This window comes from Pseudoalteromonas ruthenica, from assembly GCF_008808095.1.
GTDB lineage: Bacteria > Pseudomonadota > Gammaproteobacteria > Enterobacterales > Alteromonadaceae > Pseudoalteromonas > Pseudoalteromonas ruthenica.
Window position 1 is genome coordinate 2,697,731 of record NZ_CP023396.1, and the last position, 17,876, is coordinate 2,715,606.

Annotated in this window: 18 protein-coding genes; 6 read left to right on the forward strand and 12 right to left on the reverse strand. The window is 49.1% G+C overall.

Annotated features, from left to right (window positions below):
- Window positions 1–4: 4 nt before the first annotated feature.
- The 6 genes from trmB to PRUTH_RS12555 all read right to left on the reverse strand — a co-directional run bounded on the left by trmB (window position 5) and on the right by PRUTH_RS12555 (window position 6,843).
- Entirely contained in the window at window positions 5–670 is a 666-nt protein-coding gene (gene trmB / locus PRUTH_RS12530) for a tRNA (guanine(46)-N(7))-methyltransferase TrmB (protein ID WP_053909777.1), read from the reverse strand.
- Window positions 670–1,437, reverse strand: a complete 768-nt coding sequence (locus PRUTH_RS12535; RefSeq protein ID WP_022943357.1) for an ABC transporter permease — start codon at window positions 1,435–1,437, stop codon at window positions 670–672. The genes trmB and PRUTH_RS12535 overlap by 1 nt, the downstream gene beginning before the upstream one ends.
- On the reverse strand, window positions 1,437–2,360 hold the full coding sequence (locus tag PRUTH_RS12540; RefSeq protein WP_022943356.1) for an ABC transporter ATP-binding protein: 924 nt from the start codon (window positions 2,358–2,360) through the stop codon (window positions 1,437–1,439). Before PRUTH_RS12540 ends, PRUTH_RS12535 begins: the two co-directional genes overlap by 1 nt.
- Entirely contained in the window at window positions 2,361–2,984 is a 624-nt protein-coding gene (locus PRUTH_RS12545; protein ID WP_045979261.1) for a flavin prenyltransferase UbiX, read from the reverse strand.
- Entirely contained in the window at window positions 2,981–4,336 is a 1,356-nt protein-coding gene (gene mpl / locus PRUTH_RS12550) for a UDP-N-acetylmuramate:L-alanyl-gamma-D-glutamyl-meso-diaminopimelate ligase (RefSeq protein WP_151173405.1), read from the reverse strand. The genes PRUTH_RS12545 and mpl overlap by 4 nt, the downstream gene beginning before the upstream one ends.
- A gap of 77 nt (window positions 4,337–4,413) precedes the next feature.
- Window positions 4,414–6,843 (reverse strand): zinc-dependent metalloprotease, encoded by a 2,430-nt coding sequence (locus PRUTH_RS12555; protein WP_151173406.1) that lies wholly within the window; start codon window positions 6,841–6,843, stop codon window positions 4,414–4,416.
- A gap of 172 nt (window positions 6,844–7,015) precedes the next feature.
- Here PRUTH_RS12555 and PRUTH_RS12560 point away from each other — a divergent pair, with 172 nt between their 5' ends.
- Window positions 7,016–7,984 (forward strand): class 1 fructose-bisphosphatase, encoded by a 969-nt coding sequence (locus tag PRUTH_RS12560; RefSeq protein WP_151173407.1) that lies wholly within the window; start codon window positions 7,016–7,018, stop codon window positions 7,982–7,984.
- 26 nt (window positions 7,985–8,010) lie between these two features.
- Here PRUTH_RS12560 and PRUTH_RS12565 read toward each other — a convergent pair whose 3' ends face one another.
- The 4 genes from PRUTH_RS12565 to PRUTH_RS12580 form a co-directional block, all read right to left on the reverse strand.
- Window positions 8,011–8,838: a sulfurtransferase gene (locus PRUTH_RS12565; protein WP_151173408.1), complete on the reverse strand. Its 828-nt coding sequence runs from the start codon at window positions 8,836–8,838 to the stop codon at window positions 8,011–8,013.
- 39 nt (window positions 8,839–8,877) lie between these two features.
- Complete coding sequence (locus PRUTH_RS12570) at window positions 8,878–9,282, reverse strand: FAD synthase family protein (RefSeq protein ID WP_045979256.1); 405 nt, start codon at window positions 9,280–9,282, stop codon at window positions 8,878–8,880.
- Complete coding sequence (locus PRUTH_RS12575; RefSeq protein ID WP_151173409.1) at window positions 9,272–10,348, reverse strand: CDP-glycerol glycerophosphotransferase family protein; 1,077 nt, start codon at window positions 10,346–10,348, stop codon at window positions 9,272–9,274. The genes PRUTH_RS12570 and PRUTH_RS12575 overlap by 11 nt, the downstream gene beginning before the upstream one ends.
- A gap of 133 nt (window positions 10,349–10,481) precedes the next feature.
- Window positions 10,482–11,582, reverse strand: a complete 1,101-nt coding sequence (locus PRUTH_RS12580) for a phosphoribosylaminoimidazolesuccinocarboxamide synthase (protein ID WP_022943348.1) — start codon at window positions 11,580–11,582, stop codon at window positions 10,482–10,484.
- A gap of 255 nt (window positions 11,583–11,837) precedes the next feature.
- Here PRUTH_RS12580 and PRUTH_RS12585 point away from each other — a divergent pair, with 255 nt between their 5' ends.
- The 4 genes from PRUTH_RS12585 (at window position 11,838) to PRUTH_RS12600 (ending at window position 15,478) form a co-directional block, all read left to right on the forward strand.
- The gene (locus PRUTH_RS12585) at window positions 11,838–12,872 is read left to right on the forward strand and encodes a CDP-glycerol glycerophosphotransferase family protein (RefSeq protein WP_151173410.1); all 1,035 of its coding nucleotides are present in this window, start codon (window positions 11,838–11,840) and stop codon (window positions 12,870–12,872) included.
- Window positions 12,873–12,955: 83 nt separating this feature from the next.
- Window positions 12,956–13,654, forward strand: coding sequence for an ABC transporter ATP-binding protein (locus PRUTH_RS12590; protein WP_045979254.1), 699 nt, complete (start codon window positions 12,956–12,958; stop codon window positions 13,652–13,654).
- On the forward strand, window positions 13,651–14,979 hold the full coding sequence (locus PRUTH_RS12595; RefSeq protein WP_151173411.1) for an ABC transporter permease: 1,329 nt from the start codon (window positions 13,651–13,653) through the stop codon (window positions 14,977–14,979). The genes PRUTH_RS12590 and PRUTH_RS12595 overlap by 4 nt, the downstream gene beginning before the upstream one ends.
- A gap of 7 nt (window positions 14,980–14,986) precedes the next feature.
- Window positions 14,987–15,478, forward strand: coding sequence for a DUF3299 domain-containing protein (locus tag PRUTH_RS12600; RefSeq protein WP_045979252.1), 492 nt, complete (start codon window positions 14,987–14,989; stop codon window positions 15,476–15,478).
- Between the two features lie 39 nt (window positions 15,479–15,517).
- Here PRUTH_RS12600 and mutM read toward each other — a convergent pair whose 3' ends face one another.
- Both mutM and PRUTH_RS12610 read right to left on the reverse strand, forming a co-directional pair.
- On the reverse strand, window positions 15,518–16,327 hold the full coding sequence (gene mutM, locus PRUTH_RS12605; protein WP_151173412.1) for a bifunctional DNA-formamidopyrimidine glycosylase/DNA-(apurinic or apyrimidinic site) lyase: 810 nt from the start codon (window positions 16,325–16,327) through the stop codon (window positions 15,518–15,520).
- A 3-nt stretch (window positions 16,328–16,330) separates the two neighbouring features.
- The gene (locus PRUTH_RS12610; RefSeq protein WP_022943342.1) at window positions 16,331–16,822 is read right to left on the reverse strand and encodes a hypothetical protein; all 492 of its coding nucleotides are present in this window, start codon (window positions 16,820–16,822) and stop codon (window positions 16,331–16,333) included.
- Between the two features lie 128 nt (window positions 16,823–16,950).
- Here PRUTH_RS12610 and PRUTH_RS12615 point away from each other — a divergent pair, with 128 nt between their 5' ends.
- Window positions 16,951–17,874, forward strand: coding sequence for a manganese-dependent inorganic pyrophosphatase (locus PRUTH_RS12615; RefSeq protein ID WP_045979250.1), 924 nt, complete (start codon window positions 16,951–16,953; stop codon window positions 17,872–17,874).
- Window positions 17,875–17,876 lie beyond the last annotated feature (2 nt).

The window sequence follows — 17,876 nt, forward strand, 5'->3', positions numbered from 1 at the left end:
GTATTTATAAGTCGACAACCAAGCGATAACTGCTTTGGCCACTGGCCCAATACTTGCGCTCAAACGGCGTGATCGCGGTGTCGCTATGATAAGGCTCAACAGCCGTTGGGTGCCCTGCCAATTGCAATGCTCTGGCAAACTCACGAACATAAATATGCCAATTGCTGCGCAGCTCTAGACGCCCGCCTAAGGCAACAATAGTCGGAAAAATAGCAGCGCCGTGCCAGCGACGTTGGATATGCTTAGCCTTCGGCCAAGGGTTCGGATAGAGCAAGTAGTGATGACTCGGTTGCCACTGAGCTTGCTTTGCCAAGCGCCAAAAGTCATTCAAGTCTGCTTGCACTAGCAGGTACTCTCCTCCCTCATCTTGGCGGTACTGCACGTCGTGTTTGTGCAAACGATGCGCTGACTTATCAACACCAATAATCAAGGCATCAGGGTGCACTTTAGCTAAATTAGCGGTACTTTCACCAACACCACAACAGGAGTCCAAAATGATAGGTCCGTTGGCTTGTTGTACTTTATCGTTTACTTCATCAAAAGCGCGCTGAGTGTGCGCGGCTATCGGCTTTTTAAACTCAGCATTAAGGTGCTTAGTGACGATATCATCGAGCTTGTCATGGAGGCTCGGTTGGTTCGAAACAATCGCACGAGAACTTGCATCAACCATCAGTGACGTAACCCCACACCTTTGCGAATTAAAGTCAGAGCCAAGGTAAATAAGGCGGTGATAAACAGTAGCAGCACCGCAAATGATACCCAAATATTGACATCCGATACCCCTAAAAAGCCAAATCTAAAGGCATTAACCATGTAAATGATCGGGTTGATTTGCGACACTCCCTGCCAAAACTCAGGTAGCAGAGTAATGGAATAAAACACCCCGCCAAGGTAGGTCAATGGTGTGAGCACAAAGGTCGGGATGATACTGATGTCATCGAAACTATTGGCATAAACCGCGTTAATCAATCCACCTAGAGCGAATACTGCTGAGGTCAGAATAACCGTGGCGATAATCACAAATATATTATGAATTTGGATATCGACAAAAAACAGCGACACTAAGGTCACCATTAACCCCACGAGCATGCCACGAGCCATACCCCCACCCATGTACCCCAATACAATAATGTAATTCGGTACAGGGGCCACCAGCAGCTCTTCAATACTTTTTTGAAACTTAGTAGAGTAAAAACTAGAGGCCACATTCGAGTAGGAGTTGGTGATCACCGACATCATAATAAGCCCAGGGACGATAAACTCCATGTAGGTAAAGCCGCCCATTTCGCCAATACGCGAGCCAATTAAACTGCCAAAGATAACGAAGTACAGGGTCATGGTAATCGCGGGAGGCACAAGGGTTTGCACCCAGATACGCAAAAAGCGAATACACTCTTTAATCCAAATACTTTTTAGCGCTACGCCATACTTCAACATTAAGACTGTCCTCGCTCTTGATTCAACAAACCCACAAACAATTCTTCCAGGCGGTTAGCCTTATTGCGCATACTCAATACCGTGTTGCCTTGTGCGGTTAAAGCATTAAAGACCTCATTCAAACCTTGTGATTTCGCCACTTCCACCTCAACGGTGTGCTCATCGCTCAGGGTGAATTCGTAGCCAGGCAAGCTCACCGGCTTAGCCGGTTGTTGCAAATCGAGAATAAAGGTTTCTTTGTCCAACTTAGCTAGCAACGCTTTAATCGTGGTGTGCTCAACAATAATGCCTTGGTCGATAATAGCGATGTTTTTACACAGCAACTCCGCCTCTTCAAGGTAATGAGTGGTTAGGATAATAGTCACCCCTTGGCGGTTAATTTCGCGCAAAAAATCCCACATTGAGCGTCGTAGTTCGATATCAACCCCGGCCGTTGGCTCATCCAAGATAAGCAACTTGGGCTCGTGCATTAACGCCCGTGCAATCATTAATCGGCGTTTCATCCCGCCGGAGAGGCTGCGTGCTTGTTTGTCTTTTTTATCCAGCAAGCCTAATTGCTTTAGGTACTTATCTGCACGTTTATGGGCTTCGCCGCGCGGCACACCATAATAGCCCGCTTGGTTCACCAGGATTTGTTGCAGGGTTTCAAACTGACTGAAGTTGAACTCTTGTGGTACTAAGCCCAACTCTGACTTCGCCGCCTCTAAGTCAGTATCAATGTTGTGGCCAAATACTTCGACTTTACCTGAGGTTTTGTTCACTAACGATGAAATCACCCCGATGGTGGTCGACTTACCGGCACCATTGGGGCCTAACAAAGCAAAAAAGTCGCCTTGCTGTACTTGCAGGTCGATCCCTTTCACTGCTTGTACGCCATTTTTATAGGTTTTGGTGAGTCCTTCAATATTCAATGCCACTGTCATTTACTTTTGCTCTCCATAACCCCAACGTGAGGTCAATTGTTGTTCGATTCCGAGGTGGTCGAGGATCCGCGCCACCATAAAGTCCACCAACTCAGCAATACTCTGCGGTTGATGATAAAAGCCCGGCGCCGCCGGCATAATAGTGACTCCTAAGCGCGATAGCTTGAGCATATTCTCAAGATGAATTTCATTAAAAGGCGTTTCTCGGGGCACTAAAATTAACTGTCCGCGTTCTTTGATGACCACATCCGCAGCGCGCTCAAGGAGATTATCCGAGGCACCAACGGCAATGGCGGATACTGCACCAGCGCTGCATGGGCACACCACCATTTTTTTCGGTGCAGCCGAGCCCGAAGCCACAGGACTAAACCAGTTGTCTTTGCCAAACACCTGCAGTTGTTCGGATTCGGCGCCAAAGCGCTCGCTCAACTGTGCCGTGGCTTTTTGCTCATTCGCAGAGAGTTTGATGTTCGATTCGGTGTCCAGCACCACCCGCGCCGCACTGGAAATTAACACAAACACCTGGTGCCCTTGCTGAAGTAACACTTCGAGCAAACGCAAACCATAGGGAGCGCCCGAGGCACCACTAAAGGCTAAGGTGATTGGTTCTTTGAATTGGCTCATACCTTTTCCTTATTCGCTAAGGCATCAAGTAAACGTTGGTGAATGCCGCCAAAGCCGCCATTACTCATGACCAATATATGGCTGTTCGGCGCGGCTTCGGCAATGATGTTCTCTACGAGCGCATCAATATCGTGTTCACAGTGCGCGCCCGCTTTGTCAGCTTGCTCTGTCAATGACCACCCCAGACCGGGGGGCTGGTATAAAAAACAGCTATCAGCTGCCTGCAATGACGCCATCAGGGTGTCTTTATGCACGCCCATTTTCATGGTGTTGGAGCGCGGCTCCAGCACTGCAATAATACGCTCATCGCCTACCTTAGCACGAAGCCCGGCCAAGGTAGTGGCGATTGCGGTAGGGTGATGGGCAAAATCGTCATAAACGGTGACCCCCGCTACTTGGCCCTTCAATTCCATCCGCCGTTTTGGCGATTGAAACTGCCCTAGTGCAGCAATACTGGTTGCCACCGCAACCCCAGCGTGACGCGCGGCAGCGATCGCCATCAAAGCGTTATTCACGTTGTGCTCGCCAATTGCCTGCCAGTTTACGCAGCCTTGCACTTCACCCTGATAAAGTACGTCGAAGGCACTGCCATCGGCGCTACGCAGACGATAATGCCACTGCTGTGGGGCCAGTACTTCATATTCGCTCCAACAGCCTCGGTCGATCACTTCTGCCAAGGCGTTATCCTGTTGCGGATAAATCACCTTGCCGCTGCCTGGTAAGGTGCGCATCAGGTGATGAAACTGGGTTTGTATTGCCGCTAAGTCTGGAAATATATCGGCGTGATCAAACTCTAAGTTGTTTAATACTAAGGTCCGTGGCAGATAGTGGACAAACTTGCTGCGCTTATCAAAAAATGCGGTATCGTACTCATCCGCCTCAATAACAAAAAAAGGCGTCTCACCGAGGCGTGCCGACACGCCAAAGTTTTGCACCACTCCACCAATGAGAAAGCCCGGCTTGAGCCCTGCGTACTCCAGTATCCAAGCTAACATACTCGCCGTGGTGGTTTTACCATGAGTGCCGGCCACAGCAAGCACCCAACTGTCGCGTAGTAGGTGCTCCTTTAACCACTCAGGGCCGGAGGTATAGCGCAAGCCTTTATCTAATACATACTCGACACAAGGATTGCCGCGACTCATAGCATTGCCAATGATAACCACATCGGGAGCAGGATTAAGTTGGCTCGGATCATAGCCCTGTACGAGTTCAATCCCCAGCTGCTCCAGTTGAGTGCTCATGGGCGGGTAAACATTTTCATCAGAGCCGGTTACCTGATGCCCTAAAGCCTTGGCAATAGCGGCGATACCGCCCATAAAGGTGCCGCAAATGCCGAGAATATGTATGTGCATAGAATTTTCCATTGGCGAAAAGAAAGCCGCTCAGCACCTTAGTCATACTGAGCGGCTCTATATGATGCCAAAATAACTTAGATAGGTGAACCCGGCGGCATAGGTAAAGGTTTAAAGCTTTGCGGCCACTGACCGCGCTCTAGGAATTGGTTAATGGCATCGGCCAAGTGTTGTTTAAAGGCACTTTCGCCGCTACTCACGCTGCCCAGCAGCTTATCTTGTTGATAGTCATCGGCAATTTGCCGTAAGTAGTACTTGAATTGAGCTTGTACTTCAGGCGCCACTTTGTCGCTACTGACTAAATTAACAAAATGCTGAGCACTCAACCACTGAATGCGATGTTGCACTTTCGCCGCCATCGCGCTGGGATGCTCATTATCAAAAATGCGGGCAACAAACTGCTCAAGTAAGTTATCGAGCCCAAACGCTTGCTCGCTACGGGCCCCTTGTTGGGCAAGGCGATTCAGACGTTCAGGGTGAAACAACAGTGCTAACGTATGATTTGCCGCCACCTCAGGAAGCGCCATGGCATCAAGGGTGATCCCGGTACGCCCTTTTACACTTTCACGGGTTGGGTATTCGCCATAAGCTTTCGGTGGGATCAACGCCACCACACTCTCGGGTAACACTAACTGCTGCGCATCGAGAGTTGCCAATAGCGCTTGAAACGCACTTTGTTGGCGCTCTCGAGCAACGACTTGGGTTCCTTGCACCGGTTGCGCACTGCGCACTTCATAACTGTAATCAACGCCCCCGACTAACTTCACCGCCGCCTCAACTTGATAGCGGTGAAATAGATACAAGGGCACTAGCACTTCCTCCAGCTGCGATAAGGAGGTGCCCGCTTTGACATTCTCGATACCAAATCGCGCCAGTGCCTGTTTGCGCACTTGCATCACACGTTGTAGCTCAGCGGCAGGGTCTTCACCATTATCCCATAGGTGACCGCTCGGGTGGGCGCCGCCTTGAGCTCGGGCATCGCGATCAGAGATAAACTCTAATCCCAATTCACGATTTTGCGCCAAAATAGCATGCAACTGCTCGCCTTCGTCTTGGCCACGAAAATCACTGTAGCCATATTTGATTACTTGCTCATCCCACAGCCCCATGCCTTTGGCATAACCCTTAGTGGTATCTAACTGACCTTGCTGATTGAGCGCCACTAATGGGTGCGGATAATCCATGACCGAGGCTCGGGCACGGCTTGATGCGGCGAAGTTATGAGCGATCCCTAAGGTGTGGCCTATCTCATGCGCACTGAGTTGACGGATGCGATCGAGCGCCATGGCTTGTAGCTTATCGGTCACCTCATCACCCTTTTTATAGGGGGCAGCCAAGGCTTCGGCTATTAAAATGTCTTGGCGTACACGCAGCGATCCCAAGGTTACATGACCTTTGATAATCTCTCCGGTACGCGGGTCAATCACTGAGCCACCATAAGACCAGCCCCTCGTGGCGCGGTGGACCCACTGAATCACGTTATAGCGTACATCCATGGGGTCGGCATGCTCAGGCAGCATTTTCACTTGGAAGGCATTTTTGTAGCCCGCCTTTTCAAAGGCAGTGTTCCACCACTTGGCACCATCGAGTAATGCTGTGCGCACCGGCTCAGGCACCCCGGGGTCAAGGTAGTAAACGATCGGCTTAACAGCTTCACTCAGTGCTTTATTCGGGTGTTTTTTCTCCAGTCGATGGCGCGGGATATAGCGCACATACATGCTCTCCCCCAGTGGCGCCGAATAGTCTTTATGCTCGATACTCCAATAACCCGACTGCGGGTGAAACTCGCGCGGTTGATAATTGTCGTCTGGCAATGCAATCAATGAATGATGCATATGCACCGTCAGCGCATAAGGGTCGGCACTGACTTGCTTTACGTATTCACCAGGCTTAGTGCCACTAAACGTTAGCACCGCTTCCAACTCGGTATTGTTCACAAAAGACTTACTGCGCGGCATATGCACGGCGCTACGTGAGGTATCTAAGTTAAAGTGACCTTGCTTGCGCGCCGCTAAAGTGCGGCTCACGCCATGTACATCACTCAGCAGGTAGGGAGTATAATCAATCACCACCCGAGTATCGGTGAGCGCTTTAATTTCAAACCCGTGGAGAATGCTTGAGGCGAACGCTTCACGCACGCTTTGCTGTTCCGCCTGATTACTGCTAGAGGCTCGATAATAGCTATTAACGGCACGTAACATTACCTTGTTACCCATGCGCTCAAACTGCGCCAAGTAGGTATTGCCCAACTGGCCGCGATCTAAACCAATATCGTTCGAACCGACACCATAAGGTAAGCTTTGTTGCAGCAAAAACGGCTGTTTAAGTTTATCTACTTCCAAGTACAGTTTGCCTTCATCATTGGCATAGTAAAACGTGAAATAACCAGGATACTTGCTCATATTTTGCGTAAACTGGCTGATAGACTTAATTGCTGCGTGCGCTTGGGTTATCATAGGCAGCAACAAGAGGAACAGTGCGATTCGTAGTATCTGCGGTTTCACCATGGTTCTCACTTTGTTATTGGTATCGTTTGTAGAGTGTAGAAATTATCGCCATTGAGTATATCCGCTCGGCGCCAATCTACAACCGCAACACGATAAATAAACAGCGTATTCTGAGCGGTACTCTCTCACATTTTCAGCCGCTTAGGCCCAACAGACTAAGGAACAAAACAGCATGCGCAGACTCCCTCCGGTATTGCTAGAAGACGGTTGCCCACGCGATCTTATCTCCCTTATTCGCACCATTTTGGCCGCGTGTAAGGAGATCTCTTTCCGAGTCAGTCAAGGTGCTCTTTCTGGCGTACTTGGCTCCACCTTAGATGAGAATATTCAAGGTGAAACACAAAAGAAACTAGACGTGTTATCGAACCAACTCCTCAAAGATATCTTGTTGGAGTCAGGTTACGTTAAAGCCATCGCCTCTGAAGAGGAAGAAGGGACCGTAGCTGGTAACCCTGAGGCCGACTACATTGTTGCCTTTGACCCGCTTGATGGTTCTTCTAATACCGATATTAATTCCCTAGTGGGCACTATTTTCTCGGTGATGCGCGTACCTAAAGAAGCCGATGCCAGCGATCCAGCCATTTTCCTACAAAAAGGTGAGCAACAGGTCGCGGCGGGTTATGTTTTATATGGTCCATCAACAATGCTGGCGCTCACCACTGGTAAAGGCACTCGCCTTTTCACCTTAGATAGAACCCACGGCAGCTTCTTGCTAACGCAAGATTTTGCTTCAGTGCCAGCACAGACCCAAGAATTCGCAATTAATGCCTCTAACCAACGGCATTGGCAAGCGCCGATGCAGCAATACATCGCCGATTTACTTGCCGGTAAGAGCGGCCCTCGTGGCAAAAACTTTAATATGCGCTGGATAGCCGCCATGGTCGGCGATGTCCATCGCGTGCTCTGTCGTGGCGGCCTGTTTACCTACCCGGCCGATACTAAAAACCCCGACAAGCCTTATAAACTGCGCCTCCTTTATGAAGCCAACCCGATGGCTATGCTAATTGAACAAGCTGGAGGTTTGGCAAGTACGGGCGAGCAGCGGATTATGGAAGTAGACCCGCAGCAAATTCACCAGCGTGTCGCGGTGATTCTCGGCTCGAAAGAGGAAGTAGAAACCTGTTTAAGCTATCACCAATAACATAAAGGCACCCTTGGGTGCCTTTTTTACTTGTCTATTGGTAAATCATGGCGGGCGCCCCATTCACTCCAGGAGCCGTCATATACTTGTAGATTCCGATAACCACATTCGTAAGCAGCTAGCGCCAAGATGCAAGCGGTGATCCCGGAACCACAGCTAAATTGTAACTGCTGCACATCTGGGGCAACCAAGTCATTAAAGCACTGCTGCAATGCCGCAACGTCTAATAAGGCGCCGTCTTTAATTAACCGCGCATACGGCAAATTAGCGGAGTGCGGAATGTGTCCGCTGCGCATGCCTTCACGGGGCTCTTCAGCAGTGCCATCAAAGCGTGGCGCCGGGCGTGCATCCAATAATAAAGTGTGGCGTTGGTCTATACTCGTGAGCACTTGCTCAGCATCAATAAAGTAGCCTGCTCGTGGCTGCGCCACAAAGTTACCTTGGGCTTGAGGCTCACTCCAACCTTGTTGCACCGGTAACTCAGCACTGCGCCAAGCAGGTAGGCCTGCGCGTAATACTTTAACATTATCAAAGCCAAAGGCTTTGAACATCCACCACGCTCGTGCGGCGCTAAACAACCCCTGATCGTCATAAACAACAACTTCGGAGTCGATATTGACGCCAGCAATGCGCATTTCATGCTCGAATTGCTCGGCGCTGCATAGCATATTTGGCCAAGGGCTGTTGTGATCCGCCAACGCCGATTTTATATCAAATCGTCGAGCACCTCGGATCACCGCCGCTGGCGAGTAACCACCCGACTTACCCGGCAACACCATACCGGCATCGAAAATTATCAACTCGGGCTTATCTAGCTTTGATGCCAATTCAGCCACTGATATCTGTTGTTCCATGTCGATAGCACCTTTTGCGCTTGCAAGTGGACTTTGACGTTAGCAGAACTCTGGCTGGCGCACCACCTCAATTATCTCTGTGGTAGAAATAGAGGGAGTACGGGGTAAGTAGACGACCTCACATACCTCTTTGAGGTCATCGAACTTACCTTGCCAATCATCGCCCATCACTAGCATGTCCGCATTGTAGGTTTCAATATAATGGCGCTTGAGTTCTAAAGACTGCTCTAAGAACACATCGGATACACACTTTAACGCGGCAATGATATTCATACGGTCTGCTTGCGCATAGACCGGAGCGCGGCCTTTTTTCCGTACATTAAGGGCATCGGAAGATACCCCCACTATCAGTTCATCGCCAAGCGCTGCGGCACGTTCTAGGATATTGACATGGCCGACATGGAATACATCAAAAGTACCGAACGTTATTATTTTAGTTGTCATATAGGTAGCTTACTATTCTCTTCGCACTGTTGCCGTCAAGCCTCCCTGCTAGGCGTTCTATCGTGGTTTGGTTTTGTTGGTTATGAAATTTTTGTGGCTGATGTAACGCCTCTTCAATGGCCCTTATCACATCAGAAGGGCTATCTGCTTTAAAGCACAGCGGCTCAAAGTAGGAGATATCATCGTCTAAACGCGCTTTAAAGCGGTACGCAAAAGGCCCTCGGTAAGACCATCTGAGCTTGTAGAAGTTGCACCACACTACCGGCTTACCCAACGCAAAGAACTCAAAAATAGCCGACGACGCATCCGACACCAAGACATCAGCGAGCGCCATAAAAGGGACTAAATTAAACTCTTCAAGTTGACTCACATACACATGCTCATACTGCTGCCATCGCTGTAATAAGCGTTGGTGCTTTTGATATTTGTCTTTTGTTTGCGAAAAATAATGCGGCTTAATAATTACATTGCAGTGTGTCAGGTTTGCCAGCCAGTTTTTAGGCAGCCGCTCCAGCGAGCTTGGATAAAAAGTCGGAGCGTAAAGTACCGTGGGCTTGCTGGCATCAAGGCCAAAGTCTTCATGGCTTGGTAACGGATACTGCGGTTGACTCAATAATGGGTCTAACTTGGCGTATCCAGTGTCAACAAACGTCGAGTCTGGATAAAGTGTGTGTAAGCGGGTCAAACGGTGTTGACCTTCAACAAAGCGCACTGAAGTTGCATTGTTCGAGGCATCATAGTAACACGCCTTGGGGCCAATGCCGTGCTGCATCAACGCCGTTTTTACTATGCTATTTAGCTCTGCAATAGCCGCGAAAGCCTTACCAAATATAACCCAATCAGCGCCGCATTGACGATAAAACGCGACCGCTTGTGATTCACTTTGCAGCCAATGCGCATTTAAATCATGGGCCTTTATTGCATATTCTGCGGCCGCATTGAGCGCCGTGTCTTCTTGCTTATAAAGCACCACCACGGTCTGTGCACCACGTTGATTAAGCTCATCGATAACAGGTAAATATTGAGGCAAGTAGTACAAGTGTAAAACGTCGAAAAAAACCTTCATACAACGGTGCAAAGCGGAAAAAACATTCGCCCATCATACTAAAAAACCGAATTGTTTGCCTAATTGTACCCTGACTACCTATAAAAATGCCGCCAATATCGTTGTGGCGGCATACTTCGTGACCCGAATAGGACTAATCGATAAGCTGATATTGCTCCTTGAGCACCGCTATAATTTCACTGCGCGGGTCGGTAGGAATTTGCAGTGGCTCGCCAATGATTTTACTAGCAATGCCAACGTAAGTGTCAGACACTTGCATCATTACTTCAACCGGCAACTTATAGTCTTGGGCGAGTTGCTCACGCTCAGCCATGCGCTCTTTATTTAGCAACACATCGCTGTCGGGTACATTATTGATAAGCAGCTGGCGAAACCCCTCTTTGGAGTTTTCAATGATTTTACCATCGCGGTATGCGGGACCATCCCAAATACGTGAAGAGTCTGGCGTACCCACCTCATCAATGTAGATTAACTGCTCATTGCCCTGCATGTCTTCGACGTAACCGAATTCGAATTTGGTATCGACAAAGATTTGATCTAACTTCGCCAGCTCAGCGCTGATAACATTAAATCCTTGCACCAATAAGTGCTCATATTTTGCCACATCAGCTGCTGAGCTAAAGTTGAATGCATCTAGGTTATCGGTGATGTTTTTGCGCGTGATGTTTACATCATCCACGGCTGGCACGTCATCTAGCCCTTCAATAATGCCCTTGGTCGATGGTGTTATCAGCACTTCATCTAACTTTTGATTCGCGGTTAGCCCCTCAGGTAGGTCGATGCCGCAGAAAGAGCGGATGCCTTTGGCGTAATCACGCCACATGCTACCAGTGATATATTGACGAGCGATGGCTTCCACTTTTACTGTTTTGGCTTTACGCACAATCCATACGTATGGGTGTGGAATATCCACAATATGGTTGCCAGCAAGTCCGGCGGCATCAAATTGTTTAAACCAGTGCGCAGCCACTGCATTCAGCGCAATGCCCTTGCCTGGAATGCCGTTTAAGCCCTGCTCACCTTGCCAAATACAATCAAACGCCGAGATCCGATCGGAGATAACCATAATTGCCAACTCGGTCCCCTGTGGCACCGCATACCCTTTTTCTGCAATTAAGCGAGCACTGTCTTGCTCGGTTAACCAGTAAACGGAACGCACTTTGCCGCTGTGCACCGGACCTTGAGTGCGAATAGGTAGATCATCGTTTACATCTAAGACTTTGTAGTTGCTCATGGTTACTCCAAACAAGGGCTAATTTCGATACACCGACCGAGGCTGTGAGCGCGCTATGATAGTTCAGCTGGCAGCGAAGATAAAGATAATCGCCGCAACAAAGCGGACTTTTGTCCTATCTTTTTTATTCTCGACACTGGATAGCCCTTGTACCTGTCATTTAAAGTTAATATTGCGGTAAACTAAACAACATCTTTTTGCTATAGGGGCACGGCGGTGGACTTATCGAGCAGCACTCAGGGCAAGCGATACCTTATGTATATTTCGCAAAATTACTCCTATGCGATTTTACGCCCTTTACAACAAGTTATTCGCGCTCACGGCGGCGAAGTAAAGTGGTTTTTACAAGGCGATGAAGTTAACCCTGATTTCCTAGCTGCGGACGAATCTCAGTTATTAACCGTTGATGCAATTCGCCAGTGGCGGCCTCACGCAGCCTTTGCACCAGCGAATATCATGCCCACCTTTTTTCCTGGTAAGAAGGTCGCTGTGTTTCATGGCTTTGACGCGGGCAAGTTAAATAGTCGCGGCAAGAACGACCATTTCACCATTCGTGGTTGCTTTGATTTGTATTGTACTCAAGGCCCAAATACCACTGAGCCCTTTACCCAGTTAGCCCAGCAACATGGTTTTTTTCGTGTGCGTGAAACGGGTTGGTCAATGCTCGACCCACTGTTTAGCCCCACACCAAATAACCTCTATAGCAGTGCTGACTCGCGCCCGACTTTATTGATTTGCTCAACCTTTTCCAAGCGCTTGTCACTGGCCCCAGTGTTGGTTGAGCACATTAAAGAGCTCCGCGATAGCGGTAAATACCGTATTTTAGTGCAGTTCCACCCGAAGATGAGTGCCGATATCGTGGCGCAATATAAAGCCATGCAAAATGATAGTCTCAGCTTTGTTGAAACCGACAATGTCATTCCCCTGTTGCAAGCAGCGGACGTAATGCTCTGTGATACCTCTTCGATTTTGCTAATGTTTTTATTGCTGCGTCGCCCGGTGGTTACTTTTAATAATCAAGCCCCTGCAGCGCACCTTCTCAATGTAACCGATGCGACGCAGGTTGAAGCGGTAATAGACCAAGCGCTGACCCGACCGCCTGAGTTAATGGCTAATATCGAGTCTTTCTGCCAGCAACTGCATCCCTATCAAGATGGTCGCTCGAGTGAGCGGGTATTGGCGGCGACCAATGATTTAATTATCAGTGACGGCGCTGAGCTAAAGGCCAAGCCCCTTAATTTGCTACGCCAGTTTAAGATGCGTAAAAAATTGGCATATTGGCGTTGGTAACGGGCCATTGATCGCATTGCGCTGGCCCTAAAACATGACTGTGATACAGTAACAACAATTGCAAGTCAGCGGTATTGAACGTGATGATTGAAATAGAAAAGCTATGGTTTTCTTGGCATGGTGAAAAGCACACACCCACTCTAGCAATAGACTCGTTGCACATAAAAAAAGGTGAGCATGTTTTTTTACACGGCCCCAGCGGCACCGGTAAATCAACGCTACTGTCGTTACTGGCGGGGATCCAAACCCCGCAACGCGGGCACATTCGCATTGCCGATACCAATCTCAGCGCCCTGAGCAGCGCCAAACGCGATCAGTTTCGTGCCGATCACCTTGGCTATATTTTTCAAAACTTTAATTTACTGCCCTACCTTAGCCCTATCGACAATGTCACCTTAGCCTTGGCTTTTTCCGCTGTTCGCCGCCAACGAGCGCAACGCGCCGGTATGGCAATGAACGAACTGGCAGCCACCTTGCTCACTCAGCTCGGTTTAGATGCTAGCCACCATCATCAAGCGGTTAATACCTTGAGTATCGGTCAGCAGCAACGCGTAGGCGCAGCGCGAGCGGTCATTGGTGAGCCCGAAGTGATCATCGCCGATGAACCCACCTCCGCCCTTGATGAGGACAACCGCAAGGCGTTTATCGAGTTGCTGTTCGAGCAAACCGACAAGACCGGCGCCACGGTGGTGTTTGTGAGCCATGAAAAGTCCCTCGCGCCGCTGTTCTCCAAGGTGGTGAGCCTAAGTGAAGTTAATCAGCTTGCAGGAGTGGCGTCATGATTTTGCTAAAACTCGCCAGCAAAAGCTTATTCAATCGTAAGGCCAGCGTATTACTCAGTGTCTTGACCATTGCCATTAGCGTTATGATGCTGTTGAGTATTGAACGAGTGCGCGTGGATGCCAAATCAAGCTTCGCCAATACCATCTCGGGCACCGACTTGATTGTTGGCGCACGTACCGGCGATATCCAACTATTGCTAGCTTCAGTATTTCGTATCGGCCATATGAACAATGGCGTTAGCTGGCAAAGCTATCAAGCCATTAGTAGTAAGCGCGGCGTTGCTTGGAGTATTCCACTGTCGCTCGGTGATGCCCACAAAGGCTTTGCGGTAATCGGCACCGACTTAAGTTATTTTGAGCACTTTCGCTATGCTAAAAAGCAGCCCTTGCGCTTTGCCCAAGGCCACGCTTTTGCCGGCGTAAGCGATGTGGTACTTGGCGCTGACGTTGCTCGCTCATTGGACTATCAACTTGGCGACAACATTGTTGTTGCTCATGGCATGGGCAACACCAGCTTCCAACAACATGATGATAACCCCCTGACCATCGTTGGTATATTGGCGCCGACTGGCACCCCAGTCGATAAGTCGGTGCATGTGCCGTTAAAAGCAATTGAGCTGATGCATGGCAGCGCTCAAGCCGACTCGCACGAGCACGAGCACGAGCACGAGCACGAGCACGATGAGCATACAACTCACCCAAGCGAACACCACGAACATGGCCAGCACCATGAGCAAAAACACACACCGCACCAAGATTTAGTCGGTACACCAAAACAGATTAGTGCCTTTTTACTTGGCTTCGACAGCCCACTATACAGCTTACAAGTACGTCACAATATCAACCAATATCAGGCTGAGCCATTAATGGCGATTATGCCCACCGTAACCCTGAGTCAACTTTGGGAAATGCTTGCCATAGTGGAAAAAATCTTGCTGTTGTTTTCCTTGGTGGTGGTCAGTGTCAGCCTGCTAGGGATGCTTACCACCTTGCTGGCAAACCTGTCGCAACGGCGCCGGGAGCTCGCTATTTTACGTTCTGTGGGCGCCAAACCGTGGCATATTTTTTCCTTAATGAGTATAGAAGCCGTGCTGATCAGCGTTATTGGTACCGCCTTGGGGTGTGGCTTATTTTACGCGGCCATGTGGGCCAGTCAGTCTTTACTGCAAGCTCATGCCGGCATTAGCTTGAGTATCACTCCTTTGTCAGGCTATGAACTGAGCTTAGTCGCAGGTATCATTATCGCTGGCTGGATTGTCGGTATACTGCCGGCAGCACGCGCTTATTTCTACTCGCTAAACGATGGTATGAGCATTAAAACCTAGGATATTTATGAAGTTTATTTACGCAAGTTTGGTGCTTTTGAGCACCGCGTTGACAGGCTCGGCAATGGCCAATGAGCCCCTGGAGATTTTTTGGGAAGACCTGGTGCCAGAAGGTCATGTTGCCGTCGATACACGCAATAGTTCATCAAGCCACGAAGGCAGTGAGCAAAACTGGGTGCAGCCAAATTTAGATGCCCCAGTGGTACAAAAATACAATGGCAAAACCGTAAGCCTTCCCGGCTTTGTGGTGCCTTTGGAGGGAGACAACGAGTCCATAACTGAGTTTCTCTTAGTGCCTTATTTCGGCGCGTGTATCCATGTGCCGCCACCACCACCGAATCAAATTGTACATGTGACCATGAAAAATGGTGTGCCGATCGATAGCCTCTATGACGCGATAGTAGTGACCGGGGTCATGCAGGCTGATAGCTGGAGCGGTGAAATCGCAAAAACCGGCTACAAAATAGCAGGCGTCGGTGTTGCCCCGTTCGAGCTATAGCAAAATCAATTGGCCAAGGACACCCCTTGGCCGCCCACCTCAGCGCTGACACTTTTTACAGTAAACCGTTGAGCGCCCGCCTAAACGTATTTCCGTCAGCGTAGTCGCACAACTTGTACAAGGCTCCCCTTTACGGCCATAGACCAACAATTGCTGCGCAAAGTAACCGGGTTTACCATCGCTTTGGGAGAAATCTTTTAATGTCGTGCCCCCCTGCTCAATCGCCGCCGCTAGGGTCGCCTTTATTAACGGTGTGAGCTTTTGATAGCGTGCAAGACTGACTTTCCCAGCTTCGCGTTTAGGGTGAATCCCCGCTTTGAACAAAGATTCATTGGCATAGATATTACCGACCCCAACCACCACCTGGTTATCCATAATAAATTGCTTAATGGGTTGCTTTTTATTACGAGAGCGCGCAAATAGCCACTGCGCATCAAAATCAGCGGTTAGTGGCTCTGGCCCTAATTTTTGGAATACCGAGTGCACACTGTCCAGTGGCTGCCACAAACACGCGCCGAAGCGGCGCGAGTCATTAAGGCGCAAACTCAGGCCGTTCGCAAACTGAAACTCAATATGATCGTGTTTTTTTAACGCCGTGTTGCTATCAACAACCCGCAAATGCCCGGACATACCTAGGTGTAAAATCACCGCTCCCTCATCGCAGTGCAGCAGCAAATATTTTGCACGACGGCTTACCTGAGTAATGACGTTACCTGCTAGGGCATAGACCTGTTCGCTCACCGGCCAACGCAGTTGCGGTTGATGAACATTTACTTGGGTAATGGTTTGCCCCTCAATATGGGGGGCAATGCCTAAACGGCTTACCTCGACTTCGGGAAGCTCAGGCATAAGTTAGTTACTCGCTAATTGTATAAATAGCTGCTGCGCTTGATGTGTCGTTAAGCTATACCAGCGCTGCTGTTGCTTGTTAAATAATCGATAGTGCTGCTGGTCTTTATAGAGCACATAAACATAGGGGGTTGGCTCTCCTGCAAGCGTTAAGGTTGCGGCTAAAAGAGGCGCTCCGCCAAGCGGCTCAGCTAACGGCGCTCTTTGTTGTTGCCAAGCGCGAACATTGGCTTCTAGCGTTTGAATATCAGCGCTTGGTTGCGCCGCATCGCTGTCCTGTTGCATACGCCAGCTGGTGCCAATACGTTCAATTTTTATGCCGGGATATTCTAAAGTAAGAATATAACTCTGCGCTGGTAACAAGGGTTGCGGCCCTTTAGGTTCATCATCGCCACCAAGCCTATGATGTAACCCATTGAACACAAAGATCATAATCAACATGGCGAAAATTATTAAGTTATTCCACCCTTTGCGCGAAAGTTTAATTGCAGCCATGGTTTATGCCCTATAGAAATTAATCCTCCCAGTGTAACCAAAAAGTCGTGCCCAAGCAGCCCATTTGCCGCTACCGCAGAGCTAAAAATTATTGCTACAATAACGGCAAAATATTTAGGAGAGTCGATATGGCAATGTATGTAGTGGGACACAAAATCCCTGATTCTGATTCGATCTGCGGTGCAATTGCACTGGCGTACTTAAAAAATCAAATTGGTGAAGAGGCGATCCCTACGCGTTTAGGCGAGGTATCACCGGAAACCCAGTTCATCCTTGACCGTTTTGGCTTCGAAGCGCCAGAACTGAAAATGAGCTACGCTGGGGAAGAGGTGTATATTGTTGACCACACCGAGAAAACTCAAGCCCCTGATGATATTGACCAGGCGACTGTAGTCGGCGTGGTCGATCACCACAAACTGGGCGATTTAACCACATCCACACCGCTTGAATGTTGGATTCGCCCGGTCGGCTGCTCAAACACCATCATTAAAATGATGTATGACTTCTACGGCGTCGATATTCCAAAAGATATCGCCGGTTTGATGATGTGCGCTATTTTAAGTGACACGGTGATTTTCAAGTCACCGACTTGCACCACCGCCGATATCAAGTGTGTTGAGGCTCTTGCAGAGATCGCTGGTGTTGACGATGCCAAAGAGCTCGGCATGGAAATGTTCAAGGTTAAATCAGCCGTTGAAGGCACGCCAGTGCGTGATTTGGTCATGCGTGACTTTAAAGACTTCAATATGAATGGCAACCTAGTGGGCATCGGTCAGTTAGAGGTTATCGACCTGGCGGTATTTGACAACATAAAAGCCGAATTACATGCTGATCTTGCTAAGCTTAAAGAAGAGGGCAGCCGCCACAGTGTGCTGTTGTTGCTCACCGACATCATGAACGAAGGCTCGCAAATGCTAATCGCTTCTGCTGACGAAGGCATCATCGAAAGAGCCTACGGCGAACAAGTGGCTGACTCTCAGGTATGGTTAGACGGCGTACTTAGTCGCAAAAAGCAGGTAGTGCCACCGCTGCAAGACGCATTTGCAGGTTAATC